This is a genomic window from Alicyclobacillus sacchari (assembly GCF_004366795.1).
GTDB classification, from domain to species: Bacteria; Bacillota; Bacilli; order Alicyclobacillales; family Alicyclobacillaceae; genus Alicyclobacillus; species Alicyclobacillus sacchari.
This window is the reverse complement of sequence record NZ_SORF01000006.1, coordinates 53,410-78,896: the sequence shown is the minus strand read 5'-3', so window position 1 is coordinate 78,896 and position 25,487 is coordinate 53,410. Positions and strand designations below refer to the sequence as shown.

The following is a 25,487-nucleotide window of genomic DNA, read 5'->3' as shown; positions in this document are numbered from 1 at the left end:
GTGTTTCATCGCGATCGGAATGCCGAACCAGAGCTCGAAATCGTCTATCGCCTATAGCGATCCGCCTTGTTGAGTACAACACATAGCATGGGTTCCTCCATCTTTCTGATGGGTCCGCTTCTCGCCCGCTTTGGCGAAGTGACGGTGAGCAAGCCGGGCGGATGTGTCATCGGTCAACGCCCCATCGACTTTCACTTGCGTGGCATGCGCGCACTCGGTGCGCGGATTGAAGAAGAGCACGGCTACATCCGCTGTACGGCGAAACGGTTGCACGGCACACACATCGCCTTAGACTTTCCATCGGTTGGTGCCACCGAGAACCTGTTGATGGCTGCCGCCTTGGCCGATGGCACGACGGTGATCGAGAACGCCGCGCGGGAGCCGGAGGTCGTCGATTTGGCCAACTTTTTGCGCGAAGCCGGCGTGCGGATCGAGGGATCAGGGCAGGATCGAATCGTCGTGCACGGCTGTTCGGAACTTGGCGAAATCGGCTATCGTATCATTCCGGATCGCATCGTGACCGGGACGTTGATGTTAGCAGCGGCTGCGACGATGGGAAAGATTACGCTGACTGGGGTTGAACCTGGGCATTTGGGTGCTGTCATCCAAAAATTACGAGATGCGGGTGTTCGCGTCGACACGGACCATGATATAATTACGGTTATCTGTGATGGCGCCCCTTCGGCCGTCGACTTTCGGACGGCGCCGTTTCCTGGTTTCCCCACTGATTTGCAGGCGCCCTTTATGGCGTTTCTGACCGCAGCTCAAGGTACAAGCGTGATTCACGAAAGTGTGTTCGAGGCTCGCTTTAAGCATGTGGATGAACTTCTGCGCATGGGTGCCGACATTTCCGTGGATCTGCGGACCGCCATTGTGCGCGGGGTACCGAATCTCTCCGGGGCCAAGGTGTGTGCCTCCGACCTGCGCGGGGGCGCCGCGCTCCTTGTGGCAGGTTTGGCGGCTCGCGGCACGACCGAAGTCGACGGCGTGTATCATATCGATCGCGGCTATCAAGCGATTGAAACGCATTTGTCCGCAGTCGGTGCGCGCGTAGAGCGCATCGAAGTACGTGACTAGAGCGTTGGGTGCCGTGCGAACGGCACCCTCATGGGCAAGTTGAAGTAAAGGGCGTGAACACATGCCACATCGGCCGGAAACGGCAGAACAGCGCGATCGACGCAAGGCTCGCAACCGGAAAATCGTGGTAGGATTTTTTGTCTTTATCGGCCTGATTGTGGCTTTAGAATCGCCGCTCGCCCGCGTGCGGCGAATTGATGTCAAGGGCAATACCACCATTGCGCAAGCGAACGTTGTCGCCGACAGCGGGATCGAGTTGGGCGAGAGCCTGTGGCAGGTGAATGCCAAAGCGGCGTCTGCGCGCATTGAACGACGGCTGCCGATGGTCCAGTCGGCTGGCGTGACGGTCGATTGGTTGCATGGCGCAGTCTCGCTCGCACTGCGTGAGCGGCAAGTGGTGGCCGTTTATGCAGACGCCGGTTCGTTCTATGAACTGCTCAACAACGGATACGTGTTTGCGGCGGAACCGCCTTCCGCCGGCCTGCCGTATCCACTCGTATCGGGTTCTGATGAACATGTGCAAGTGCATGCGATGATCAGCTCGAACGTGTCGACCGTCTGCAGGCAGTTGGCAAAAGTGCCATCAGGCGAACTCACGGATGTCTCCGAGTTCCATATCAATGGGGATGGGACAATTTCCATGTATCTGGACAACGGGTTTGTGGTGCTTGCGGATTCAGATAGTCTGGCTGGTGCTGTGAATGCGATGCAGTCTGTCGTCCATTATTTTGTTCAAAAAGGGTACAAGCCTGGGACTGTCGACTTGACGGGCCAACCACCGTATCGTTATACGCCGTTTGCGAACGCGCAGGCATCGGGTGGAGCCCAGGGCGCGAGTGGTCAGCAGAGCGCAGGAGGGGGCGGCAACGCTGTGGCGGGCGCGAACGCAACGGCAAACGGAGTGACATCACAAACCGGAGGCGGTATACCGTGAACACGCAACAAAGGCTCACTTGGTCGCTGACCACCGTAGCGGTTGTGCTCGGGTTCATGATTGCTGTCAGTTACCGGCAAAATCATGCGGCGGCGGCTTTGGGTGTCCTCGATACCGGCAGTTCGGCCGTCAACCGCCAGTTGACGCAGCGATTGTCGGAATTGAAAGCATCGAATCAGGAGGCTGACCAGACGCTCGCCAACCTGACCGCCGAGATTGCTCAGTACGAACAGAAATCAGCCGGATCGAGCCAATCTTTGCAAGACCTGCAGGCGCGGCTGAACGGAGAACGAATCCTGGCTGGCATCACGCCGGTGCATGGGCCTGGTGTCGAGTTGACCTTGAACGACGGCGATTCCGGAGGCACAGATATCGAGCAAATTCTGGCGCACGATTGGAACATCCGCAACCTCGTCAACGAGTTGTTCACCGCGGGGGCGGAAGCTGTGGCTATCAACGACTATCGGATTGTTGCAACTTCGGCCATCCAGTGTCAGGGGCCGGTCGTTTCGGTCAATGGCCATCGGCTTGGTGCACCGTTTACCGTCTCGGCCATTGGCGATCCGGCGACGCTGAGGTCAGCTCTTGACATTCAAGGGGGCATTCTCGACGCGCTGCGCCAACAAGGCTTGCAGGTGTCGACGCCACAAATCGAGAATGATATCGACATGCCGGCCTACACAAACTCGTTACAGGCGGTGAATTGAGGTGAAGCGATGAAGCGGCGCAGTCTTGTCTGGGGAGCGACGGCCACAGCCACGGCCCTGGGCTTTATGCTTACCGTGCAGCTGACCTCGCAACAGTCGTTTGGCCGACAGACTACCAGTTATATCGATTTGCGCACGCAGGTACAAGAGCAGGCGCAAGAACACTTGTTGCTGGAGCAGCAGGTATCCAAGTTGAACGCGCAGTTGGCTGAATACCGTGCAGCGAGTGGCAGTGCCAGCGAGTTGCGCGAGGTTCTGCAGAAGGATGAAAAATCGTTGGAGCAGCAAGCGGGCATTCTTCCCACATCCGGGCCTGGTATCACCATCACGATTCAACCTGATGCCAAACTAGGTGCCAATCCGGCACAAATGGCTCTGTTTCCGCAGCAGGCGGATCAGTGGTTGGACGAGGTTGTCAATGTGTTGCTTGGTAATGGCGCCACGGCGATATCCATTAACGATCAACGGCTCGTCGCAACGTCTGCGATTCGCTTGGTCGAAGTCGATGGGATTGGCGGTGTGCACGTCAATGGCCATCCCATCACAACACCGTATGTCATTCGTGCGGTCGGCAACATCCAAGATATGCAGGCGGCATTGACAGTAGAAGTGTTACAAGGATACTTTGAGGCGATGGGAGAAGATTTTATCGTTCGCTCATACCCGCAAAAGGACGGTGTCACCGTACCAGGGTACAGCGGCCCGCTGCCAGGACAGTATGCCAAGGAGGGGAATGGCTGATGATTTGGCTGCCTGTGCTTGGACTAGCAGTCGGCGTCGCACTCGGCCTCGTGACGAACGTGGCGATCCCGGTTGCGTTTACGAGCTATTTGTCGATCGCGATTCTCGCGGCTTTAGACACGGTGTTTGGTGGCATTCGGGCGAGCTTCGAAAAGACGTTTGATAGCGCCGTGTTTTTGACGGGCTTCTTCACGAATGCACTCATTGCGGCGCTGCTTGCGTATATCGGAAATCAACTCGGTGTCGATCTCTACCTGGCAGCCGTGGTCGCGTTTGGTGTGCGGCTGTTTCAAAACATTGCGGCCATCCGTCGACACGTGTTTTTGTTGCTGCGTCAGCGCAAGTTGGAGCGCGATATCGCATCGCGCAATGCCCAGTCGTGAATATTTTTCGCAAGTCATAGAGGATTGTCGAAAAGCGTGTGGAAATAGAAAGAGAATCGCAGTCTTGGGCGGTCTAGGGAGGTGCCACTCGGTTGGCCAAAGAAGATTACATCGTCAGTCTTGACATCGGCACTTCGAAGATACGTGCTATCATCGGAGAGCCGACTGGAAACAGCATCAACGTCATTGGAGTTGGCTCCGCCTCTGGTGAGGGACTGCGCCACGGTTCCATTGTCGATATAGATATGACTGTTGAATCGATCCGCGAAGCGGTGGATCATGCGGAACGCATGGTTGGCATACACATCCCATCTGCTTATGTTGGAATTTCAGGCAATCACATCCAACTGCACAGCAGTCACGGTGTGGTCGCGGTGTCATCGGCGGATCGAGAAATTACAGATGAAGATATCGAACGCGTTTTGCAGCAAGCTCGCGTCGTGGCGCTGCCTCCAGAACGCGAAGTCATCGACGTCGTCGCAAAAGAATTTATTGTCGACGGCTTGCGCGGAATTATGGATCCGCGCGGCATGCTCGGTGTTCGCCTCGAGGTGGAGGCTTATTTGATTACAGGCAGCCGCACAGCGATTCACAACGTCGTTCGCTGTGTCGAGCGAGCCGGTTTGGAGGTCGCCAACTTGGTGCTCGCGCCGATGGCGGCGAGCCACATTGCCTTGACTCAGGACGAACGGCGCCTGGGTGTGGCGCTCGTCGATGTCGGCGCCGGCGCGACGTCCGTGACGGTGTTTAGCAATGGTGTTTTGATGGGGACGAGCATCATTCCGATGGGTGGTGACTACGTCACCCACGATATTGCCATTGGTCTGCGGACAAGCACCACTGCGGCGGAACAGGTCAAGTTGCGGCATGCTTGTGCGATGGTTTCTCAGGCTTCCGAACATGAGACCTTCCGCGTTCCCCGGATGGGCAGTAACAAGGAAACAGAGTACACCCAGTATGATTTGGCAACGATTGTTGAGCCTCGCATGCAGGAGATATTTGCGCTCGTGCAAAAAGAGATAGAAAAGATGGGCTATGCGGATGAGTTGCCGGCCGGATATGTATTTCATGGCGGTGTGATGTCCACACCCGCTGCTGCCGATTTGGCCAGTGATGAGTTACAGTCTCCGGTTCGCATTGCCATTCCTGAGTTTCTCGGTGTGCGCGACCCCTCGTTCGTCAATGGCGTTGGGACGATTGCCTATGCTGCCCGTACGGGGCTGCGCCCGACAGCGGCGGAAGTCAACACGGGAAGCCGACAGGTTCGCCCGGCGAACAACGTCAGTGTATTTGCGCGAATTAAGGATTGGCTGCGCGATTTCGTGTAATACAGGCGAGTTGGCGTACGTATGCGTGCGTCGGCACCAAACCGTCGCAGGGGAAAAGCGGAGCCATATAGATTAGGAGGAGCCATCATGTTGGAATTTGATTTTGAATCGGATTCCCTTGCCAATATCAAGGTGATAGGCGTCGGCGGCGGCGGGTGTAACGCGGTCAACCGAATGATTGAATCAGGTGTCAAGGGTGTTGAATTCATTGTCGTCAATACGGATGCGCAGGCTTTAAAGCTGGCAAAGGCAGAGACTCGTCTGCAAATAGGCGAAAAACTGACGCGCGGCTTAGGGGCTGGAGCTAATCCGGAAATTGGGAAAAAGGCTGCAGAGGAAAGCCGCGAAATGTTGGCCAACGCTTTGCGAGGAGCGGATATGGTCTTCGTGACAGCAGGCATGGGCGGTGGTACGGGAACGGGTGCGGCGCCTGTCATCGCTGAAATTTCAAAGGAGCTCGGGGCGTTGACAGTCGGTGTTGTCACGAAACCGTTCCGGTTTGAACAGCGCCGTCGCATGATTCAAGCGGAACAGGGTGTCGCGGAACTGAAGGAAAAAGTTGATACTCTGATTGTCATCCCGAACGACCGATTGCTCGAAATTGTCGATCGCAACACACCCGTTCTTGAGGCATTCCGCGAAGCGGACAACGTGCTCAGGCAAGGCGTTTCGGGTATTTCTGAGCTGATTGCCACACCTGCGCTGATTAACGTTGACTTTGCCGATGTCAAGGCGATTATGACGGAACGTGGTTCGGCACTCATGGGTATCGGTATCGCATCGGGTGAAAATCGGGCTGCAGAAGCCGCGAAAAAGGCGATTTCCTCGCCGTTGCTCGAGACCTCCATCGACGGTGCGCGCGGTGTGTTGATGCATGTCGCGGGCGGCACGAATCTTAGTTTGTGGGAAGTCAATGAAGCAGCCGACATTGTGTCGACGACTGCAGATGCTGAGGTCAATATGATTTTTGGTGCCGCTATTGACCCTGAATTGCAGGATGAAATTGTCGTCACCGTGATTGCGACAGGATTTGAGGGAAATCAGCAACACACGCAGCGCCCGAATCATATGCAACACGACGTACATGAACCAGCCGTGAGGGGAACCGTACAACGCCATTCCGTGCTGCAGGACGCGCCGCCGAATGTGCCGAATACAGGGAATGCTTGGGATGTTCCTGCATTCATGCGCCGCCAGAACGGAGGCAAGTTCGGTCGGGATCGCTAAGAGCGTCTCCATTTCTTTCTTTCCTATATCTGTATCTGAGACCGTGCGGTAAGGCTTGAAGCCTTGCCGCACGGTCTTTAATCTTATTTGATTGTCGCTCTATGTCGTGTTCTCGTGTACTCCATAACATTCCTCGTTACATTCCTCGTTGCGCTTCTACAAAAAGTCTATGAGATCGCAGGCAAGTTCCGACAGGCTTCGTAATAGAGATAAACTATACTGTCATGCATACGGGATGGCTGGCGACACACCAGGCCGTCCAGCACCTTGTGGGACACGCCGTGGCCCACCGCGAGGTGATGGTGTGCAAGCGGTGCCGGTTGTCTATATCGACGTTGTTTGGATCGTCAACCTGGTGATGGACTTTGTCCTGCTTTGGACCACTGGCTGGTTGATGAAACGTCGTGCCTCCTTGCGGCGTCTCGCGCTGGGTGCGCTCGTCGGCGCGTGCTATTCGCTCTTGTTGTTCTTTCCCACATTGGCCCTACTCACCACATGGCCGGGAAAGGCACTTGTGTCTGTCCTTATGGTATGGATTGCCCTTCCATACAAGCACCTTGTCGATCTCGCCCGCTTGCTGGGGGCGTACTACATTGTTGCGTTTGTGTTTGCTGGCGCGTCCATTGCGCTAGGCTTCACGGTTCCGGGGGTGTCCTTGGACAAATCGCTGTTCACCCAGCATGGCCTGCTGTTCCGAACGTCCGGTGAGACGTTTGCCATGATGGTTGGGGTGCCGCTTTGTTTGTATACAGTCCGCCGTTTGTTGATCTATCTGCGCAAACAAGCGAGGTTACAAAATTTCACGGCGTTGGTCGAAGCCGAATTTGACGGTGTGTCGTTGCAGTTTACTGGCTTGTTCGACTCCGGAAATCAATTGGTTGATCCGGTATCGAAGCGTCCCGTTTCGTTCGTCGATATGGACGTGCTTCTGCCTGTGTTGCCAAGTGAGTTGAGCGAAGCAGTGAAGGCGGGCGAGGATTTGTTTGCGGCCTTGGCTACCGTTGCCACCTTCCATCACATCGCCTTGGTTCCCTATCAAGGGGCGTCTGGGCGCGGATTGACCATCGCCTTGCGTCCGCAGGTGGTTCATATCGTGCGAGGCGGTACGAGGACCATGGTCACCGAAGCGTGCCTGTTTGCAGCATTTCCGGGCAAGCTCAGTGCTGACGGATCCTTTCAGGCGATTTTGCACATGGACTTGATGAATGGAGTTGATGAGGATGAAAAGATTGCCATCACTCAAAGACATGAATCGACTGCTGCGACTCCGGCTGCGACTCCTGTATCTGCGCATTCGCATTCGCATACACGGTCCTCTTGACGAAGTTTACTATGTTGGGGGCAGCGAGGCGTTACCGCCGCCGTTGACGCGCGAAGAAGAACAGTATTTGCTCGAACGGCTGCCATCCGGAGACGAATCTGTTCGTTCCATGCTGATTGAGCGCAACTTGCGGCTTGTCGTGTATATTGCCCGCAAGTTTGAAAACACGGGCATCCATATCGAAGACTTGGTCTCCATCGGAACAATAGGCTTGATTAAGGCTGTGAATACATTTGATCCGAGTAAAAAAATCAAGCTTGCGACGTATGCATCTCGTTGTATCGAGAACGAAATCCTCATGTATTTGCGCCGAAACAACAAACTTCGCTCAGAAGTGTCGTTTGATGAGCCCTTGAATGTCGATTGGGACGGCAACGAACTGTTGTTGTCGGACGTTCTTGGTACGGAGTCAGACACGATTTATCGCAATTTGGAGGACGAGGTTGATCGCGAACTCTTGTATGATGCACTCGACAAACTGTCGGAGCGAGAACGCAAAATTATGCAACTTCGGTTTGGCCTAGGCACCGGGCAGGAAATGACGCAGAAAGATGTGGCTGATCTGCTCGGGATTTCACAGTCTTACATATCACGTTTGGAAAAACGGATTTTGAAGCGTTTGCAGCGGGAGTTCAACAAAATGCTGTAGCGGTTCGCCCTCGTTCGATGTCCCCCCGAGTGGTGCATAACTTGGCAAGTCGCGGAGATACTGAATACGAATTCTGGGAAATACTACATACTCCGTGTCAGACGAGCAGGCACCTTTGGGGGGACTTCTTTGAAACGCAACAAGGTTGAGATCTGCGGCGTCAACACTTCACAACTTCCCGTTTTGACCAACGCACAGATGCGCGAATTGTTCACCTCACTTCAGGCAGGCGACTTGTCCGCGCGCGAGAAGCTGGTGAACGGCAACCTGCGTTTGGTTCTCTCTGTTATCCAACGGTTTAACAATCGTGGCGAATATGTCGATGACCTGTTTCAGGTCGGGTGCATCGGACTCATGAAAGCGATCGATAATTTTGACTTAAGCCAAAACGTGCGTTTCTCCACGTATGCAGTGCCTATGATCGTCGGTGAAATCCGCCGCTATCTGCGGGACAACAACCCGATTCGCGTCAGCCGATCGTTGCGTGACATCGCGTACAAAGCTTTACAGATACGAGATATGCTGACCACCAAACATCTGCGCGAGCCGACCATCGTCGAGATCGCCAAAGAAATGGATCTCCCCAAAGAGGAGGTTGTTTTTGCCTTAGACGCGATTCAGGATCCGGTTTCGATGTTCGAGCCTATCTACCATGATGGCGGCGATCCGATTTATGTCATGGACCAAATTCACGACGAACGAGAGAAGGACAGCTTCTGGGTCGAAGGAATTGCCTTACGTGAAGCCATGCACAAGCTCACGGAACGGGAAAAGAAGATTCTCTCCATGCGTTTTTACGAGGGAAAGACACAAATGGAGGTGGCTGACGAGATCGGCATCTCGCAGGCACAGGTTTCGCGTCTCGAAAAAGCGGCCATCAATCGTATGCATAAGCACATCCAGTCGTAAACGGGACACATTCGGTCATATGATGAACATGTGACCGAATGGAGGCGGCTCTGCGGTGATGCGAATTTCCGAATTACAGGCGAAAGATGTCGTCAATGTCGAAGATGGAAAGCGGCTTGGAACCATTGGGGACATGGAGATCGATCTCGACAGTGGACTGATTCGCTCCATCGTGATACCTGGTCAAGGCCGCTTCTTCGGCATGGTTGGCGGCACGCAGGATTATGTCATACCGTGGAATCAGATTGTCAAAATTGGCACGGACGTCATTCTCGTCGATTTGCGTCCACCTCATGAAACGGGCTATTATCTACCTCCCCAATCCGGAAAGCGTGGCACAGGAGGCTACTGATGGATAGTCAGTCAGCCTCTGCGTCATGTATGATGAGGGTGGGGGGATGCACGTGCTGACGAACATCGTTGGAAGCCATGGCGGCATTGGCGTACGCCCTCGCTGGGCAGATGCTGGTGTATGCGCCATGTTTTTGTTTCGCCACGATGACGCGTGGCCAGCTGTCGAGCGGGATGTGTCGTATGCAGGGCGAATCGATCCGAACGACGCAGCGGACAATCGGTCTTGGTTTTTCGAACGCTTGCAGTTGCCTACCGATTGCGCTTCGTTTATACGTCAGGTTCACGGAACAGACGTGATTGCTATCACCCGAACATCGACAACAGACGTGGCAGATAGAGCGTCTGTGCGTCCTCAGGGGGACGCTCAGGTGACCGCGGATGTCGGTGTCGCACTTGGCATTCTGGTTGCCGACTGTGCCCCCGTGTTGTTTTACGATCCCGCACGGCGCGTGGTGGCAGTTGCACATTCCGGATGGCGCGGCACGGTAAAAGGGATTTCTGCGGCGGTCGTCGCACGCATGACCGAGGACTTTGGCAGCCGTGCAGACGATATTCGCGCAGCCATTGGACCGTGTATCCGACGTTGTTGTTATGAAGTCGATGAAACGGTGGCGCGTCAAGTGCGTGGTACACACATGGAACGCGCTTTGTTCAAGCGCTTTGGCCAAGACGGGAAGTACTGGTTCAGTCTTCCTGATGCAATCCGCATCGATTTGATTCGCGCAGGGCTGCGGCCAGAACATGTCGACGATTGTGGGCTGTGTACGGCATGCCGGACGAACCACCTGTTTTCGCACAGGCGCGAACAAGGCCACGCTGGTCGGCAGATGGCGATAGTCGCGCTAAGGGAACCGTAACGGCAATTCAATAGGGGGCACATATGGAGTTCGCATATGTACATGAGAATGTAGCGGCGATCCGATTGTCCATCGAAGCGGCCTGTGCCAAGGCTGGCCGAGATCCGGCGGATGTTCGCGTGATCGCTGTGACAAAGACGGCACCTCCTGATATCGTGCCGGCACTGGCTGCTGCCGGCGTCAGGGATGCGGCTGAAAATCGGTGGCAAGCAGCACGCGAAAAGTTGGAGCACCAAGCCTCCGCATTGCTGACTTGGCATTTCATAGGTACGCTGCAAACGAACAAAGTCAAGTACATTGCACCGCGTTTTGATTGGATTCATTCCGTGGACAGGCTGGAGCTTGCTGTCGCGCTTGCACAGGCTGCAGAGCGCGCAGGCAGAACACTGAACGTTCTCATGCAGGTCAATGTTGCCCAGGAATCGCAGAAACATGGCTTTGCGCCGGAGATCTGTCTGGAAGCCGCGAGGGCGATAGCAGGAATGCCGAGTCTCGCGTTGCGCGGGTTGATGACGATGGCGCCGCAAGTTGATGATCCGGAACTGGCGCGTCCCGTCTTTCGGGCATTGCGCGAGTTGCGCGATGATGTGCGAGCGCGTCTTTCGCTTGCGGCTTTTGATGAACTCTCGATGGGGATGTCACAGGATTATCCAATCGCGATCGAAGAAGGCGCGACGATGGTCCGCATTGGCCGGCGTCTGGTCAATCCGTAAAAGTAGGAGGCATTCGCTTGAACGCACTGGCCCGTTTGGTCGAATGGATGTTTTCAATATACTGGTTTGTCCTGTTGGCTGGTGCTGTCGTTGAAATGCTCCCGGATGTCCGCCAGTATCGTTTTGCTCGCTGGCTGATTGAATTCGCAACACCTTATTTGCGCGTGTTTCGACGTAATATTCGACCGCTTACGATTGGGCGCATGTCGTTCGATGTCTCCTGGGTCATCGGGGCGGCTGTCTACCTCGTGATCGAAGCTGGCGTCGATACAACCTTGGCCCAATTGCTTGGGAAATACTGACGAGAGGCGGAACGATGGCAGCAATGGGCAGTGGATCGTGGGTGAGAGAAGCTGAACGGCCGTTCCTAAGACAGGTCGAAGACTGGACAGCACATGTGCACGCACGGGGTACGTGGTACTTGACAGATTTCTTAACGCCTCGGGAACGATGGATTGTAGAGAGCGCGGCACGCCACGCGGGTTTGGTCACTTCCGATTTCGGCGGCTATACGGATGCGGAGCGCGCTCGAATGTTGCTGATGCCTGACGACTGGCATCCGGAGACGAGCGATTATGACATCACATGCTTATCGATCACGACCTTGGAACAACCGATCCGACATCGGGATGTCCTGGGATCCGTCTTGGGGCTCGGCATACAGCGGAAGGCGCTGGGTGATATTTCTGTTTTCGATCAGAAGCAGGCGTATCTCTTCGCGACGTCAGCCATGGGCTCGTATCTGGCGAGGGAACTGCATCGCGTCGGCCGCTCCGTGGTAGAAGTCGCGCTGATGGACGAACTGCCGCAGCTTCTGCCACCTGCTTATGAAGAACAAGACATTTTTGTGATGTCTCCGCGCATCGATGCGATCGTCGCGCAGGCGTGCCATCTGTCGCGCGCCAATGCCCAGGAACACGTGGCCCGCGGCCATGTGTCACTCAATTTTGCAGAAGCTGTGGCACGGGATGAAGTCAGGGCAGGGGACATCTTATCGGTGCGAGGATTTGGTCGCATCCGCGTCGTTGAGGCGGTTGGCACATCGCGATCGGGCAGAATTCGCATGCGCATCGGTATCTTGCGATCGGATACATGATTTGCCGAAGAGATGCGGAAGGAAATCGGAGAATGCTGTCGAATAAACATGAACAATCATGTCTTGTTAGGAATTTTCGAAGCTTGGAGTATGCTGGCTGTCGAACTAAGGAGGATATGACATGCCCCTGTCCCCGATTGACATTCACAATAAAGAATTTCGTCGTTCGTTGCGCGGTTACAACGAAGACGAGGTCGATGATTTTCTCGAACGGATCATTCAGGATTACGAGGGTCTGATTCGACAGAACAAGCAGCTCGAAGAGGAAATCGCGCGGATCAACGAGCGATTGGCCCACTATAACAGCCTGGAAGAGAGTTTGAGCAAGTCGATTCTCGTGGCGCAGGAAACGGCAGAAGAGTTGAAGAACAACGCGAAAAAGGAGGCCCAGTTGATCATTCGCGAGGCGGAGAAAAACGCTGATCGGATCGTCAGTGAGGCCCTGAACAAAGCGCGCAAAGTGGCGCTTGAAGTCGAAGAGATGCAGAAACAGGCCGCCGTGTTCCGTGCCCGTTTCCGCTCGTTGATTCAATCTCAACTCGAGATGATGGATTCCGGGGATTGGGAGTCGTTCGAAAAAGAGTTGGCGCGCCGTGAAGTTGCAGCCGCCGAGTCCGGATTTTAAATTCCAGCAACGTAATATGGGCCGCCCCTGCACAACGGGAGCGGCCCATTTATTGATCCATTCGCTTGGCAAGCCACCGCAGAAGAAGACCTGCAGCGACAAGACACACATTGAAGATGACGTAAATCGTATACGGCAGGTCGATGTTCAGCCACATGCGCGCGAGAACGCAGCCTGCCAGAAGTGTTACACCAATCCAGACGACGATCCACCCCACAGCTAACATCCACGTTCCGCGCATTCTAAACCGCTCCAGTCATAAACAAGCTTGCCGCTTTCCATCATACACGTCTGACGGTGACAGACCAGTGACAGAGTCATGAACAATTGTACCGCGATCGGCTCGGTCATGTCGCACAGGCGGATCGGACACACTAACCGGGACGCTGTTGTAAAGCTGGCGAGGGCGTTCGGAGGGTGTGGCATGCGTGCGATCCGTTTACGAAAACACAAGCTGCGCCGCCTTTCCAACATGGGACTGCTGCGGCTGGCCGAGTATCTGGAAGGTGTCAATTTTGCTGCCTACGTCGACTTGATCCAAACGCCTTGGCGCCTCGCCTTGTTGAATTTGATCGGCGGCATCTTTCGCGGCTTGGGTATCGGCTTGGGTTTTACCATTATTGCTGGAACCATTGTCATGCTTCTACAGCAACTTGAAGTGCTCAACATACCGGTCATCGGCAAATTTATCGCCGATTTGGTCGCCATCGTGCAAGCTCAGCTGCACACAAGACAGTATACGTATTAAGGGCAGGGGGAGTCGCTGTGAAGTGGGATCGTATACGGAAACAATTGGAATCTGAAAAACGCGAGGTCGAGACTCGGCGCCGCGTACGCAATGAGTCCGCCGATCTCGGGGACAGCATGCGTGATGAAATCTCCGAACTGTCGATGTATGACAATCATCCGGCGGATGTCGCTAGTGAACTGTTTTTGCGGGGAATGGCCGTTGGCGATGAAGTTCGTGAGGAAGCGTATCTTGAAGATATTGACGAAGCACTCAAACGTATCGATGCCGGGACGTATGGCGTATGTGCCGAGTGCGGCCGTGAAATTACCTCGGAACGGCTCGAGGCAATGCCGACCGCCCGTTATTGTATCGATTGTCAGGAAGACGCGGAACGGCGTAAAAAACGTCGCCATCGACCGGTTGAGGAAGACGTGCTCTGGCCTGGTTTCGGTGCGGTCTGGCTCGACGATCACGACCAAACCGGTTTCGACGGAGAAGACGCCTACCAGGCCGTGGCGCGTTTCCAAGAACCGGCCTTTGGCGAGGAAACGTACGAACAGCCGGATCTGGACGACAATACAGGCTTTGTCGACCCGATTGATCACATCTCGCAGGAGTACTACAACCGGACATTGCCGTCGTCGGCTATTGAACTGTCGGACTACGATGAGGATAGGAGGCTTCCATAGCGAGCACCAAAGTGTCGGCACGCAGGCCCAGGCGCAGGCATTCGAGCGCTAGAACATCGCCTGCCGGTATGTTACCGAGGTTGACGTCTGATCCGAACCGGCGAATGAATTCAACCTGCTGTTGTTTTTTAGGGGCCTCCCAGATTACTTTTGCCCGTGCGGAGGCGGGCAGTTCGTCGATGAATGCCTGCACAAGGTTGTCGAGAACTTTGCCATTGGCGTCATATACACCGACACCTTCGCCAGACTCGCGCCCTTCGATGATCACATAATCCGATCCGGCGTCCAGATCGGCAACGACACTGCGGGCGCAGCTGACGATGTCCATGGTGTGTGAGAGTTTTTTGCCAATTTCAGAGACAACGATAGGAAAGATTGCCTTGGCGCGAGCGATGGCCTTTTGCCGAGCATCTGCCGGCAATTCAATGGTTCCATCGGAAACCTCCATAGCCGTAAACCCGATACGTTTACATCGTTGCAGATAGGCTTCATACACACCTTGCAACCATGCAATTTCGCCCAATGTGCCACCTGGGCAGGCCAGCACCTCCACCTCGTCGAGCAGAGCCAACTTGCGGCGCAAAATCGGCTCCGGATAGAGAGGACTTGTACCAAACCCGAATTTAAATAAATCGACGTACGCCGCGCCGACTTCAAGGATATCTGTCAGCGTGGAAAAGCCGAGCCCTTTGTCGATCACCATGGTCAGTCCGGCCGATCTCGGCTTTTCCCCGCGAGGCCCGAGCGGTGCGCTGATGATTTGTGAGAAGGCGCCGCCGTCTGATACAATCACGGTATTCACACTCCTTTGCACACTGTCCCTTCACGTTATGAAGCATGGCGTGAGTGGGTGCAGGCAGAATGCCAACGAGGAGACATGGCCGTGAAGCGGATTCAATATTTGTTGTATGTCGTTGCCGCATTGACCGTTGGACTCGATCAGCTGCTCAAGTGGATTGTGCGCCAAACCTTGCCTATTGGCGATGCTGTAATGGTGATTCCCGGTGTCGTCGAGTTGACGCATCTGCAAAACCCTGGTGCAGCATTCAGCTTGTTTCCCAATCAAACATGGCTGTTTGTGCTCATTGCCGCTATCGTCGTAGTGGCGGTAGTTTTCATTCATCAGCGTTGGCGTCTCGATCGCCTCGCGCAGGTTGGTCTGGGTTTGCTGTTGGGTGGAGCGCTTGGCAACATGCTGGATCGCATCATTTCGCCGACACACACAGTAACCGATTATGTGTACTTCTACACGATTCATTTTCCGGTATTTAACTTGGCGGATGCGTCCATCGACTTTGGTGTATTGTTTCTTCTGATCAGTTCGTTTCGGTCGGGGCAAGAGCGATCTGACGAAGGGAAGGGGGATCGCAAGTGAGATCCGCTGTGCGGGTGGTCTATGAGGTAGCATCGTCAGAGGCAGGCGAACGCCTTGACAAGTGGTTGACGGAGCGCCTTCAAGAGGATGAAGTTGATATATCGCGAACGATTGTCCAGCAATGGCTGAAGAGCGGCTGTGTCACGCGGCGGCGTCCCGGCAAAGTCAAGGCGTCTGATCCTTTGGAGCCAGGCGATCTGTACGAAATTGAGGTGCCAGCAGAGGAGCCGTTTGTCATTGTACCGGATGTCGTCCCCATGCACATCACGTACCAGGACGACGATGTGGTGGTTGTGGACAAGCCGCGAGGTATCGTCGTGCATCCCGGAGCAGGCAATGAACGCGGAACCCTGGTCAATGGGCTGGCGGCCCGCGGTGTTCAGCTATCGCCCTTAGGTGGCGAAATGCGCCCGGGTGTCGTGCACCGGATCGACAAAGATACCAGCGGCCTTGTGATGTTCGCGAAGACGGAACGCGCCTACTATGCCTTGACCGAGCAGTTGCGGGAGCACACGGTGACCCGCCAGTACCGGGCGATCGTGCACGGGAAAATGGAGCATCGCTCGGGCACCATTGACATGCCTATCGCTCGCGATCCGAACGATCGGCAGCGAATGGCCGCACGCCTCGAAGGCAAGCGCGCAGTGACACATTTTCAGGTGATCGAACAATTCGAGCACTACGCGGTGGTCATGTGTCAGTTGGAGACAGGACGAACGCACCAAATTCGCGTCCATTTTGCGGAAATTGGCCATCCATTGGCGGGTGATAAGGTCTACGGGAGACGGCACACGCTGCCGATCGATGGACAGGCTTTGCATGCCGAGACACTTGGTTTTGTGCATCCGGCGACGCAGGAGTGGATGTCGTTTGAGAGTCCGCTGCCGGCCGACATGGCGCAGTTGATCGATTGGTTGCGGGCGGGCAGAATCGGATAGAGATTGTCTTGACACAAGAACCCTGAAATGATAGTCTTCTTGCAAATCCAATAGTGTGAACTGCCTTTAAACCAATCCCGTGAGGTTGGAAAGGAGTCGGACAGCACAGAACAGGTGTATGGTCAGCACTGTTCTAGGCAAACGGCCACCTCCAACTGGGGTGGTCGTTTTTCGTGTAGATATCCTTTCCAAAATGAAAGAGGGAAGAGCGTGTCTGAAAAAACGCAAATTATGGACGATGCGGCGATGCGTCGCTCGCTCACACGGATGGCGCACGAAATTCTTGAACGCAACAAAGGGCTGGATGACGTCGTGCTCGTGGGGATCGTGACGAGAGGCGTGGCACTTGCAGGGCGCATTCGCGACAAGTTGGCCGAGATCGAAGGGCAAACCATCCCGTGCCTGTCGCTCGATCCGACGCCGTATCGGGACGATCGGGCCGAGGCGCGTCCGGCCAAAGCGCATGTGCCGGGACTCGATGTTCTCAGGCGGCGGGTGATCCTTGTCGATGACGTGTTGTACACGGGGCGTACGGTGCGCGCCGCACTCGACGCCATCATGGATGCCGGGCGGGCGCAATCGGTGCAATTGGCGGCACTTGTCGACCGCGGGCACCGCGAACTCCCCATTCGTCCTGATTTTATCGGCAAGAACGTGCCGACGTCGCGGGAAGAGCAGGTCATTGTGCGGCTGCGCGAGGTCGATGGTGAAGACGGCGTCTGGATTGCCCATGCGCGATCGTGACTTGAACTGGACTGAGTCAGAACTGGAGTGATTCCCGAATGTTTCACGCACTCTCCATTCGGCAATTTGACGTCGATACGACGTTTCAATTGATCCGGCGAGCGGAGGCGTTGCGCACCATGCCTCGAGACGAGGCCCGTGCTTTGCTCGCTGGTCGTATTGTCGCAACCTTGTTTTACGAGCCGAGCACGCGCACACGCCTATCGTTTGAGGCAGCCGTTTATCGGCTCGGCGGACAGGTGGTAAGCGCCGAAAACGCGCGCGAGAATTCGTCTTCAAAGAAGGGCGAGAGTTTGGCTGACGTGTTTCGCGTCGTCGGCTGCTATGCCGACGCAATCGTCATTCGCCATCACAGTGCAGAGGAATTGGACGTTGCGGCGCCGTTTTCACCGGTACCTGTCATCAATGCTGGAGCTGGAGCCGGTGAACATCCTACCCAGGCTTTGCTCGACGCGTACACGATTTGGCGGGAACTTGGCCGCTTGCACGATTTGACGATCGCCGTTCTCGGCGACTTAAAATACGGTCGCACGGTTCATTCTCTGTTGCGTCTTTTCGCGAAGATGAATGGCATTCGGATTCGCGTGTTCCACCCGGAACCGCTCGGCTTGCCCCCCGAGTTGGCCGAAGAAATGCGCGACAGCGGCATTCCAATCGAGATTGCGGAAGATTTGGAAGATGCGGTGCGCGGGGCAGACATCGTCTACCAAACGCGGATTCAGGCAGAGCGTCTGCAGGCGGAACACGAACTCTGCGCAACGGACGACTATGCGATTCGACACCGTCACCTCGCGGTGCTGCCGGAACATGCGCGCATTTTGCACCCGCTGCCGCGCGTCGGCGAGATCGATCCAGCCATCGATCCGGATGATAGGGCCGCTTATTTTCGACAGGCGGAGAATGGACTGTACATGCGTATGGCCTTGCTGGATCACATGTTGAGAGGGGAATTGGGATGATTGTACGGATGGACGGCGGCCGCCTGTGGGACGCCGAAGCAGGCCAATTGCGCGAGATGAGCGTCGCGTTCGACGACGCAACGGGCGAGATCGTCGCACTCGGCCAGGGACTTGCGGCTGAGAGGGTCATCAAGTTGCATGGCGAGGCGATATTCCCGGGCTTCATCGATATGCATGTGCACTTGCGAGATCCGGGTTTGACGGCGAAAGAGTCCTTGGCTACTGGCTTACAGGCCGCCGCGGCGGGGGGATTTACGCAAGTTGCCTGCATGCCAAACACCAGGCCGCCCATCGACAGCCCAGAACTTGTTGCAGACATCGTGGGGCGCGGGAACGCGCTCGGCAAAACGGAGGTACATCCCATCGCTTGTATCACACAGGGTCAGGCGGGAGACCAATTGGCCAACTACGAGGCCTTACGAGCTGCTGGTGCGGTCGGTTTTTCGGACGATGGGCGCGGCGTTCAACACGGCGGGCGGATGCGCGAAGCCTTCCAGCGTTTGGCGGAACTCGGTGTACCCGCCATCATTCATGCCGAGGATGAGACGATTTCCGGCAAAGGCGTCGTTCATCCGGACGCGGCAAGGCGCCTTGGGCTACTCGGCATTCCCATTGAGGCAGAGGCCGCGATGATTGCGCGTGACGTATTGCTGGCCGAACAGACAGGAGCCCATTTGCACGTATGCCATGTCAGCACAGAGCCGTCCGTCGCGGTCATTCGCTGGGCGAAGTCGCGCGGCATTCGCGTCAGCGCAGAGGTGACGCCTCACCACTTGTTGCTGTCGGAAGCGGCGATTGTGCGTGATGACGCCAATTGGAAGGTGAACCCTCCCTTGCAAAGCGAGCGCGATCGCCAGGCATGTCTCGAAGGCTTCCTCGACGGCACGCTCGACATCATCGCGACCGACCACGCGCCCCATACGCCTGCTGAAAAGGCGCAGTCCATGGCGACGGCACCATTTGGCATGGTGGGATTAGAAACGGCATTCGCGCTGTTGTACACCTATCTCGTGCTCCCGGGTACGGTGCCGCTTACGCGCATCGTCGAGGGAATGACGTCATTGCCGGCTCGGCTCTTTGGCCTTGCTGGCGGCTCCATTCGACCAGGTGCGCGCGCCGATTTCGCGATTGTCGATTTGAACGCGGAACGGACCATCGATCCGGCTTCGTTCTACACGAAAGGACGCAACACCCCGTTTGTTGATTGGCGGATCGCAGGCGTGATGAAAAGCACCATTCGTGCGGGTAAAGTGATTTTTGCAGCGGGAGAGGAGCGGTCGTCATGACGATAAAGAATCGTGCGAAGGCACGTTTGATTCTGGAAAACGGCCTGGCATTCGAAGGTACGCACTTTGGCGCCGAGGGGACGCGCTTTGGCGAAGTGGTATTTAATACGGGGATGACGGGCTATCAGGAAATTCTGACGGATCCGTCCTATTTCGGGCAGATTGTGACGATGACATATCCCCTCATCGGCAATTACGGTGTCAACGTCGACGATGTGGAATCTCGCCACCCGCACGTGCGCGGTTTCGTCGTGAAGACGTTCGCGGAGCTTCCATCGCATTACAAACAGACGGACAGCCTGGAGCGGTATCTTCAGCAGCATAACATCGTCGGGATCGCGGGGATCGACACGCGGGAATTGACCAAGGCGATTCGCACGGTCGGGGCGATGCGGGCGGTGATTACGAGCGAAGACGCGCCGATCGGCGAACTGCTGGTGAGGATGCCAGAGGCGTTGGTACCCGACGCTGTACAGCGCGTGACGACGCAAACCGTCTATCGCAGTCCGGGGCCAGGGCATCGCGTGGTACTCATCGACTACGGAATGAAGGCGGGTATTTTGCGAAGCTTGCTCGATCGCGGTTGTGACGTCATCGTCGTACCTGCGACATCGAGCGCGTCGGATGTTCTGTCCTGGCACCCGCATGGCGTCATGCTCAGCAACGGACCTGGCAATCCAGAAGATGTGCCGTTCGCGATCGAGACATTGCGCGAACTGATAGGGAAAGTTCCGATCTTCGGGATCTGTCTGGGACATCAGCTCATTGCACTGGCGTGCGGTGCCAAGACGCGAAAGATGAAATTTGGCCATCGTGGCTCGAACCATCCGGTCAAGGACTTGCGTACAGGCCGCGTCGATATCACGTCGCAAAACCACGGCTACATGGTTGACGCGGACTCGCTTGCTGGTACGCCTCTGCAACTGACACATGTCAATTTGAACGACGGCACCGTTGAAGGACTGGTGCACAAGCACGAGCCGGTGTTCTCCGTGCAGTATCACCCGGAGTCGCGGCCGGGCCCAACCGATGCGAGATATCTGTTTGATGATTTCATGGACCTGATCAGCCGGGTGAGAGAGGGGCGGTTCACACATGCCTAAGCGGACAGACATACACAAGATCATGGTGATTGGCAGTGGTCCCATCGTCATTGGCCAGGCAGCGGAGTTCGACTACGCAGGGACGCAAGCCTGCCAGGCCTTAAAAGAAGAAGGCTATGAGGTCGTGCTCGTCAACTCGAATCCGGCGACCATCATGACGGACCAGAACATGGCCGACCGGGTCTATATCGAGCCTATCACGCTCGACTTCGTCGCACAGATCATTCGCAAGGAGCGGCCGGACGGACTGCTTGCGACATTGGGTGGCCAGACCGGGCTGAACATGGCGGTGCAACTGGCAAACAGCGGCATTCTTGAGCAGGAAGGCGTACAACTGCTTGGATCTCCGCTCAGCGCGATCGAAAAAGCCGAGGATCGCGAATTGTTCCGCCAGCTGATGAAGGAGATAGGCCAGCCGGTTCCCCAAAGCGCCATTGTCAGAAATGAGCAAGAGGCAAATGCGTTTGCCGAAGAAGTTGGCTTCCCCATCATCATTCGCCCCGCGTATACGCTCGGCGGTACGGGGGGCGGCATTGCAAGCAACTGGCGTGAATACCAGGAGATTGTCGAACGCGGGTTGACCCTTTCGCCGATTCACCAAGTGCTTGTCGAACAAAGCATCGCCGGCTATAAGGAAATAGAGTACGAAGTGATGCGCGACGCGGCTGGAACCGCGATCGTCGTCTGTAACATGGAGAATTTCGATCCGGTCGGCGTACACACAGGAGATTCCATCGTCGTCGCGCCGAGCCAGACGTTGTCCGATGAGGACTATCAGATGTTGCGCAACGCCAGCCTCGACATTATTCACGCCCTCGGTATTGAAGGAGGGTGCAACGTGCAGTTGGCGCTCGATCCGAATTCGTCGCAGTATTACGTGATCGAGGTCAATCCGCGCGTGAGTCGCTCGAGTGCCCTGGCGTCGAAGGCGACCGGTTACCCCATCGCGCGCATCGCGACGAAAATCGCGGTTGGTTATCGGTTGGACGAACTCAAGAACCCGGTTACCCAGGATTCATACGCGGCATTTGAACCGGCGCTCGACTATGTCGTCACCAAGATCCCGCGCTGGCCGTTCGACAAGTTCCGCAGTGCCAACCGGGCTCTGGGGACACAGATGAAGGCGACCGGTGAAGTGATGGCCATCGGCCGCACGTTTGGCGAGTCGTTGTTGAAAGCCATCCGCAGCTTGGAAATTGGAACGTATTCATTGTGGACCAAGCAGGCCGCTCATTGGTCCGGGGCGGATTTGGAGAAGAAAATTGTGATCGCCGACGACGATCGGCTCTTTGCCATCGCGGAAGCACTGCGTCGTGGCGTGACGGTCGAAGCGATGCACAAGTGGAGCAAGATCGATCGCTGGTTTCTGTGGCAGGTCGAAAAACTGGTGCAATTGGAACAGGCGATTGCTGAACTTGGACGGACACAACAGCCCTTGCCGACGCTACTTGAGCAAAATGCGGAACTCATGGTGCAAGCCAAGAAAAACGGCTTCCCGGACAGGGAACTCGCCCGTCTACTTGGCACAGATGCCATGGCGATCCGCCGTTGGCGCAAAGAGCATGGCATTGTCCCCGTGTACAAAATGGTCGATACCTGCGCGGGTGAGTTCGCGGCGACCACGCCGTATTACTACAGCACGTACGAGCGTGCAGACGAGGTCGAAGCGTCGAGCAAGAAAAAGATTGTGGTGCTTGGATCCGGGCCGATTCGCATCGGGCAGGGCATCGAATTCGACTACTGCACCGTACACGCGGTCTGGGCCCTGCAGCGCGAAGGTTACGAGGCGATTGTCATCAACAACAATCCGGAGACCGTCTCGACCGACTTTAGCACGTCGGATCGGCTGTATTTCGAGCCGCTTGATGTCGAGGACGTCCTGAACGTGATCGATCGCGAACAGCCGGACGGCGTCATCGTCCAATTCGGCGGTCAGACGGCCATCAACTTGGCGGGGGCTTTGGCCGACGCAGGCGTGCGGATTTTTGGCACGTCCCGCGAGAACATCGATGCGGCTGAAGATCGAGAGAAGTTTGACGGGCTTCTCACGGCGCTTGAGATAGCGCGTCCGCAGGGACGCACGGTGACGACGGTGGAACAGGCGGTTGCAGCCGCAGAATCGCTCGGCTACCCTGTGCTTGTGCGCCCGTCATACGTGCTTGGCGGCCGGGCCATGCAGATCATCTCCGACACGTCGGAGCTGCTTCAGTATATGGACGAAGCGGTAGAGGTGTCGGATCAACATCCGGTCCTCATCGACCGCTACGTAAACGGCATTGAGGCGGAGGTCGACGCCATTTCGGACGGAGAGATCGTCATGATTCCAGGCATCATGGAGCATATCGAGCGCGCTGGCGTACACTCGGGTGATTCGATAGCGGTCTATCCGCCGCAACATTTGACGGAGGACGTGAAAGCGGTGATGGAGGACTATGCCACCCGTATCGCGCGCAGCCTGCAGGTTCGCGGTTTGATGAACATCCAGTTCATCGTCCACGACGGCAAGGTGGAAGTGATCGAGGTGAACCCGCGCTCGTCGCGAACGGTACCGTTCTTATCGAAAGTCACCGGTGTGCCCATGGTCCAGTTGGCCATGCATGCGGTGTGCGGCGGATCGCTTGCTGAACTTGGTTATACGAGTGGGCGTGTCGCGGAGGCCAACACGGTCGCGGTGAAGGTGCCGGTGTTTTCGTTCGCCAAATTGCATCAGGTCGATATCAGCTTGGGACCGGAGATGAAGTCGACGGGCGAGGTGATGGGACGCGATACGCACTACGAAAAAGCGCTGTACAAGGGCATGTTGGCAGCGGGGACGAACATTCCGACGCACGGTACGGTGCTTGCGACCATCGCCGACAAAGACAAGGCCGAGGCATATCCGCTGCTGGCAGAGTTTGCGCGTTTGGGTTACCGTCTGGCGGCGACAGAGGGCACGGCTCGCTATTTGCGGGAGCACGGGCTTGAAGTGCGGATTGTCAACAAATTGGCGCAAGGGACGCCAAACTTGGCCGATGACATCCGACAGGGGCGCATTCAACTCGTCATCAACACGTTGACGAAGGGCTTAAAACCGGAGCGGGACGGCTTTCGGATTCGTCGCACGGCGGTCGAACATGGAGTTCCCTGTTTGACGTCGCTGGATACCGTGAGATCGGTGCTGGACATCGTCAAGCTGATTCATTTCCAGACGCTTGCGCTTGGTGACAGTCCGACGTCGGCGCTCCCGGCAAGTGGGTGGCGTGCATGAGTTCAAATCCGATGGCGGAATTGCTGGCAGCGGCGTACGACGACGTGCGTCGCGCCACCTATATCGCGTTGGACGTCGAATCGGAAGCCAGGGCGTTAGCCGTGGTGGAGCAGCTTGGACCTGCGGTGGATGGGTACAAGGTCGGTCTCGAACTGTTTCACAGAGCGGGTATGCGGCTTGTCGAAGAGTTGCTCGCCCGCAACCTGAGAGTTTTTTTGGACATGAAGTTGCACGACATTCCCAACACCGTCGCCGGGGCTTTGCGCGCCATTTGTCAATATCCGGTTGAGATGGTCAATGTGCATGCCCAAGGCGGCCCGCGGATGTTGCAGGCCGCTCGCGAGGCGGTCGACAACAGCCCGTACAAGCCTCTGCTCGTTGGCGTGACCGTATTAACGAGCCTTGGCGATGACGATTTGCGGATGCTGGGCATAGCCGATGGCCCCGCCCGGGCTGTCGTGCGCTTGGCGAAGCTGGTGCAGGAAGCCGGATTGGATGGCGTGGTCTGTTCGGCGCAGGAACTGCCGTTGCTGCAAGGTATGGTATCATCCACGTTTGAACGGGTGGTACCCGGGACCCGCCGCGCAGAAGACGCTGTTCAGGATCAGACGCGGATCGCCACGCCACAACTGGCCATGCGCAATGGCGCAACGCGTCTCGTGCTTGGCCGGGCGGTCGTCGCCGCAGAGGATCCGCTGTCGGCTTTGCAGAACTATTGGCGGGCGATGAAGGAGGGGTTGAACGGATGAACGATACGTTGTCCATTGAATATGACGGTCTTTCTTATGTCATTGCGCGAGGTTTGTTGCAAATTGGCGCAGTGGAACTGCGCCCCAGCCAACCCTTCACCTGGTCGAGTGGTTGGAAGTCTCCGATTTATTGCGATAATCGCTTGATCTTAGGGTATCCTGTCTTGCGCAACGCCGTCGCCACCGGCTTTGAAGCGATCATCGACAACGAGTTGCCGGCTGTTGAACTGATCGCCGGAGCGGCGACGGGGGGTATCCCGCACGCCGCCATGTTGGCGGATCGGCTCGGGTTGCCATGCGCGTATGTGCGATCCGAAGCCAAGGCGCACGGTCGCGGTAAGCAAATCGAAGGGTATGCGCGGCCAGGGATGAAAGCGGTGGTGATCGAAGACACGCTGTCTACCGGGAAATCGGCCTACAACGCAGCCCAAGCTTTGCGCGATGCGGGGGTCGACGTAATGGCCATCCTGACAATCCTCTCATACGACTTCGACATTGCCAATGAAAAGTCCATTGAGACTGGCATTCCGGCGTATCGATTGGTTCCGTATGAGGTGCTGTTGCAGGTGGCGTTGGAGCGAAACGATATCCAGGAATCGGACATTGCCCTGTTGATGCAATGGCGCAAATCGCCTGATACCTTCGGGGTGTAATAATTTGGCATGCAATGTGTGGTTTTGTCGGTGTGTCAGTTGCGGCACGAGCAGGCGGCCGATATTGGCGTTCTGTAAGCCGAACCGGCCAGC

At 56.3% G+C, this 25,487-nt stretch carries 29 protein-coding genes; 27 read left to right on the top strand and 2 right to left on the bottom strand.

Features of this window, described 5'->3' with window-relative positions; translation table 11 throughout:
• Positions 1–69 precede the first annotated feature (69 nt).
• The 16 genes from murA (at position 70) to C7445_RS07725 (ending at position 12,921) form a co-directional block, all read left to right on the top strand.
• Positions 70–1,077, top strand: a complete 1,008-nt coding sequence (gene murA, locus C7445_RS07800; protein ID WP_243835053.1) for a UDP-N-acetylglucosamine 1-carboxyvinyltransferase — start codon at positions 70–72, stop codon at positions 1,075–1,077.
• Positions 1,078–1,138: 61 nt separating this feature from the next.
• The gene (locus C7445_RS07795) at positions 1,139–2,011 is read left to right on the top strand and encodes a cell division protein FtsQ/DivIB (protein ID WP_134159519.1); all 873 of its coding nucleotides are present in this window, start codon (positions 1,139–1,141) and stop codon (positions 2,009–2,011) included.
• Positions 2,008–2,718, top strand: a complete 711-nt coding sequence (locus C7445_RS07790; RefSeq protein ID WP_134159518.1) for a DUF881 domain-containing protein — start codon at positions 2,008–2,010, stop codon at positions 2,716–2,718. The genes C7445_RS07795 and C7445_RS07790 overlap by 4 nt, the downstream gene beginning before the upstream one ends.
• Positions 2,719–2,727: 9 nt before the next feature.
• Positions 2,728–3,459 carry a DUF881 domain-containing protein gene (locus C7445_RS07785; RefSeq protein WP_134159517.1) on the top strand — a complete coding sequence of 244 codons (732 nt, stop codon included), beginning with the start codon at positions 2,728–2,730 and terminating at the stop codon, positions 3,457–3,459.
• Positions 3,459–3,842: a small basic family protein gene (locus C7445_RS07780; protein ID WP_134159516.1), complete on the top strand. Its 384-nt coding sequence runs from the start codon at positions 3,459–3,461 to the stop codon at positions 3,840–3,842. The genes C7445_RS07785 and C7445_RS07780 overlap by 1 nt, the downstream gene beginning before the upstream one ends.
• A gap of 92 nt (positions 3,843–3,934) precedes the next feature.
• Positions 3,935–5,170: a cell division protein FtsA gene (gene ftsA / locus C7445_RS07775; protein ID WP_134159515.1), complete on the top strand. Its 1,236-nt coding sequence runs from the start codon at positions 3,935–3,937 to the stop codon at positions 5,168–5,170.
• An 87-nt stretch (positions 5,171–5,257) separates the two neighbouring features.
• On the top strand, positions 5,258–6,397 hold the full coding sequence (gene ftsZ, locus C7445_RS07770) for a cell division protein FtsZ (protein WP_134159514.1): 1,140 nt from the start codon (positions 5,258–5,260) through the stop codon (positions 6,395–6,397).
• Between the two features lie 304 nt (positions 6,398–6,701).
• Positions 6,702–7,718: a sigma-E processing peptidase SpoIIGA gene (locus C7445_RS07765; RefSeq protein ID WP_243835052.1), complete on the top strand. Its 1,017-nt coding sequence runs from the start codon at positions 6,702–6,704 to the stop codon at positions 7,716–7,718.
• Positions 7,618–8,367, top strand: coding sequence for an RNA polymerase sporulation sigma factor SigE (gene sigE, locus C7445_RS07760; protein WP_424922997.1), 750 nt, complete (start codon positions 7,618–7,620; stop codon positions 8,365–8,367). The genes C7445_RS07765 and sigE overlap by 101 nt, the downstream gene beginning before the upstream one ends.
• A 129-nt stretch (positions 8,368–8,496) precedes the next feature.
• Positions 8,497–9,276, top strand: a complete 780-nt coding sequence (gene sigG / locus C7445_RS07755; RefSeq protein ID WP_134159512.1) for an RNA polymerase sporulation sigma factor SigG — start codon at positions 8,497–8,499, stop codon at positions 9,274–9,276.
• A gap of 55 nt (positions 9,277–9,331) precedes the next feature.
• Entirely contained in the window at positions 9,332–9,628 is a 297-nt protein-coding gene (locus C7445_RS07750; protein WP_058094022.1) for a YlmC/YmxH family sporulation protein, read from the top strand.
• A gap of 46 nt (positions 9,629–9,674) precedes the next feature.
• On the top strand, positions 9,675–10,487 hold the full coding sequence (gene pgeF, locus C7445_RS07745; RefSeq protein ID WP_134159511.1) for a peptidoglycan editing factor PgeF: 813 nt from the start codon (positions 9,675–9,677) through the stop codon (positions 10,485–10,487).
• Between the two features lie 23 nt (positions 10,488–10,510).
• Positions 10,511–11,200: a YggS family pyridoxal phosphate-dependent enzyme gene (locus tag C7445_RS07740; RefSeq protein WP_134159510.1), complete on the top strand. Its 690-nt coding sequence runs from the start codon at positions 10,511–10,513 to the stop codon at positions 11,198–11,200.
• 17 nt (positions 11,201–11,217) lie between these two features.
• A complete protein-coding gene (locus tag C7445_RS07735) occupies positions 11,218–11,502 on the top strand; it encodes a YggT family protein (protein WP_134159509.1) in 285 nt (94 codons plus the stop codon).
• A gap of 14 nt (positions 11,503–11,516) precedes the next feature.
• On the top strand, positions 11,517–12,296 hold the full coding sequence (locus C7445_RS07730; protein ID WP_243835051.1) for a YlmH family RNA-binding protein: 780 nt from the start codon (positions 11,517–11,519) through the stop codon (positions 12,294–12,296).
• A 121-nt stretch (positions 12,297–12,417) separates the two neighbouring features.
• Complete coding sequence (locus C7445_RS07725) at positions 12,418–12,921, top strand: DivIVA domain-containing protein (RefSeq protein WP_134159508.1); 504 nt, start codon at positions 12,418–12,420, stop codon at positions 12,919–12,921.
• Between the two features lie 49 nt (positions 12,922–12,970).
• On the opposite strand, the gene C7445_RS07720 is transcribed toward C7445_RS07725, so the two are convergent.
• Positions 12,971–13,162 (bottom strand): hypothetical protein, encoded by a 192-nt coding sequence (locus tag C7445_RS07720; RefSeq protein ID WP_134159507.1) that lies wholly within the window; start codon positions 13,160–13,162, stop codon positions 12,971–12,973.
• Positions 13,163–13,345: 183 nt separating this feature from the next.
• Here C7445_RS07720 and C7445_RS07715 point away from each other — a divergent pair, with 183 nt between their 5' ends.
• Complete coding sequence (locus C7445_RS07715) at positions 13,346–13,669, top strand: DUF5665 domain-containing protein (RefSeq protein ID WP_134159506.1); 324 nt, start codon at positions 13,346–13,348, stop codon at positions 13,667–13,669.
• A 17-nt stretch (positions 13,670–13,686) separates the two neighbouring features.
• The gene (locus tag C7445_RS07710) at positions 13,687–14,340 is read left to right on the top strand and encodes a TraR/DksA C4-type zinc finger protein (protein WP_134159505.1); all 654 of its coding nucleotides are present in this window, start codon (positions 13,687–13,689) and stop codon (positions 14,338–14,340) included.
• Here the strand turns inward: C7445_RS07710 and comA are convergent.
• Positions 14,297–15,133 (bottom strand): phosphosulfolactate synthase, encoded by an 837-nt coding sequence (gene comA, locus C7445_RS07705; protein ID WP_243835050.1) that lies wholly within the window; start codon positions 15,131–15,133, stop codon positions 14,297–14,299. The genes C7445_RS07710 and comA overlap by 44 nt on opposite strands.
• A gap of 90 nt (positions 15,134–15,223) precedes the next feature.
• Between comA and lspA the strand changes: the two genes are divergently transcribed.
• The 9 genes from lspA to pyrE all read left to right on the top strand — a co-directional run bounded on the left by lspA (position 15,224) and on the right by pyrE (position 25,394).
• Positions 15,224–15,715: a signal peptidase II gene (gene lspA, locus C7445_RS07700; protein WP_134159504.1), complete on the top strand. Its 492-nt coding sequence runs from the start codon at positions 15,224–15,226 to the stop codon at positions 15,713–15,715.
• Positions 15,712–16,653: an RluA family pseudouridine synthase gene (locus C7445_RS07695; protein ID WP_134159503.1), complete on the top strand. Its 942-nt coding sequence runs from the start codon at positions 15,712–15,714 to the stop codon at positions 16,651–16,653. The genes lspA and C7445_RS07695 overlap by 4 nt, the downstream gene beginning before the upstream one ends.
• A 210-nt stretch (positions 16,654–16,863) precedes the next feature.
• Positions 16,864–17,397: a bifunctional pyr operon transcriptional regulator/uracil phosphoribosyltransferase PyrR gene (pyrR, locus tag C7445_RS07690; RefSeq protein ID WP_134159502.1), complete on the top strand. Its 534-nt coding sequence runs from the start codon at positions 16,864–16,866 to the stop codon at positions 17,395–17,397.
• A gap of 38 nt (positions 17,398–17,435) precedes the next feature.
• The gene (gene pyrB, locus C7445_RS07685; RefSeq protein ID WP_134159501.1) at positions 17,436–18,356 is read left to right on the top strand and encodes an aspartate carbamoyltransferase; all 921 of its coding nucleotides are present in this window, start codon (positions 17,436–17,438) and stop codon (positions 18,354–18,356) included.
• Positions 18,353–19,642, top strand: a complete 1,290-nt coding sequence (locus C7445_RS07680; RefSeq protein ID WP_134159500.1) for a dihydroorotase — start codon at positions 18,353–18,355, stop codon at positions 19,640–19,642. Before pyrB ends, C7445_RS07680 begins: the two co-directional genes overlap by 4 nt.
• Positions 19,639–20,745, top strand: a complete 1,107-nt coding sequence (gene carA, locus C7445_RS07675; protein WP_134159499.1) for a glutamine-hydrolyzing carbamoyl-phosphate synthase small subunit — start codon at positions 19,639–19,641, stop codon at positions 20,743–20,745. Before C7445_RS07680 ends, carA begins: the two co-directional genes overlap by 4 nt.
• On the top strand, positions 20,738–23,992 hold the full coding sequence (gene carB / locus C7445_RS07670; RefSeq protein WP_134159498.1) for a carbamoyl-phosphate synthase large subunit: 3,255 nt from the start codon (positions 20,738–20,740) through the stop codon (positions 23,990–23,992). Before carA ends, carB begins: the two co-directional genes overlap by 8 nt.
• Positions 23,989–24,741: an orotidine-5'-phosphate decarboxylase gene (gene pyrF / locus C7445_RS07665; protein ID WP_243835049.1), complete on the top strand. Its 753-nt coding sequence runs from the start codon at positions 23,989–23,991 to the stop codon at positions 24,739–24,741. The genes carB and pyrF overlap by 4 nt, the downstream gene beginning before the upstream one ends.
• Positions 24,738–25,394, top strand: a complete 657-nt coding sequence (gene pyrE / locus C7445_RS07660; RefSeq protein WP_134159497.1) for an orotate phosphoribosyltransferase — start codon at positions 24,738–24,740, stop codon at positions 25,392–25,394. The genes pyrF and pyrE overlap by 4 nt, the downstream gene beginning before the upstream one ends.
• Positions 25,395–25,487 lie beyond the last annotated feature (93 nt).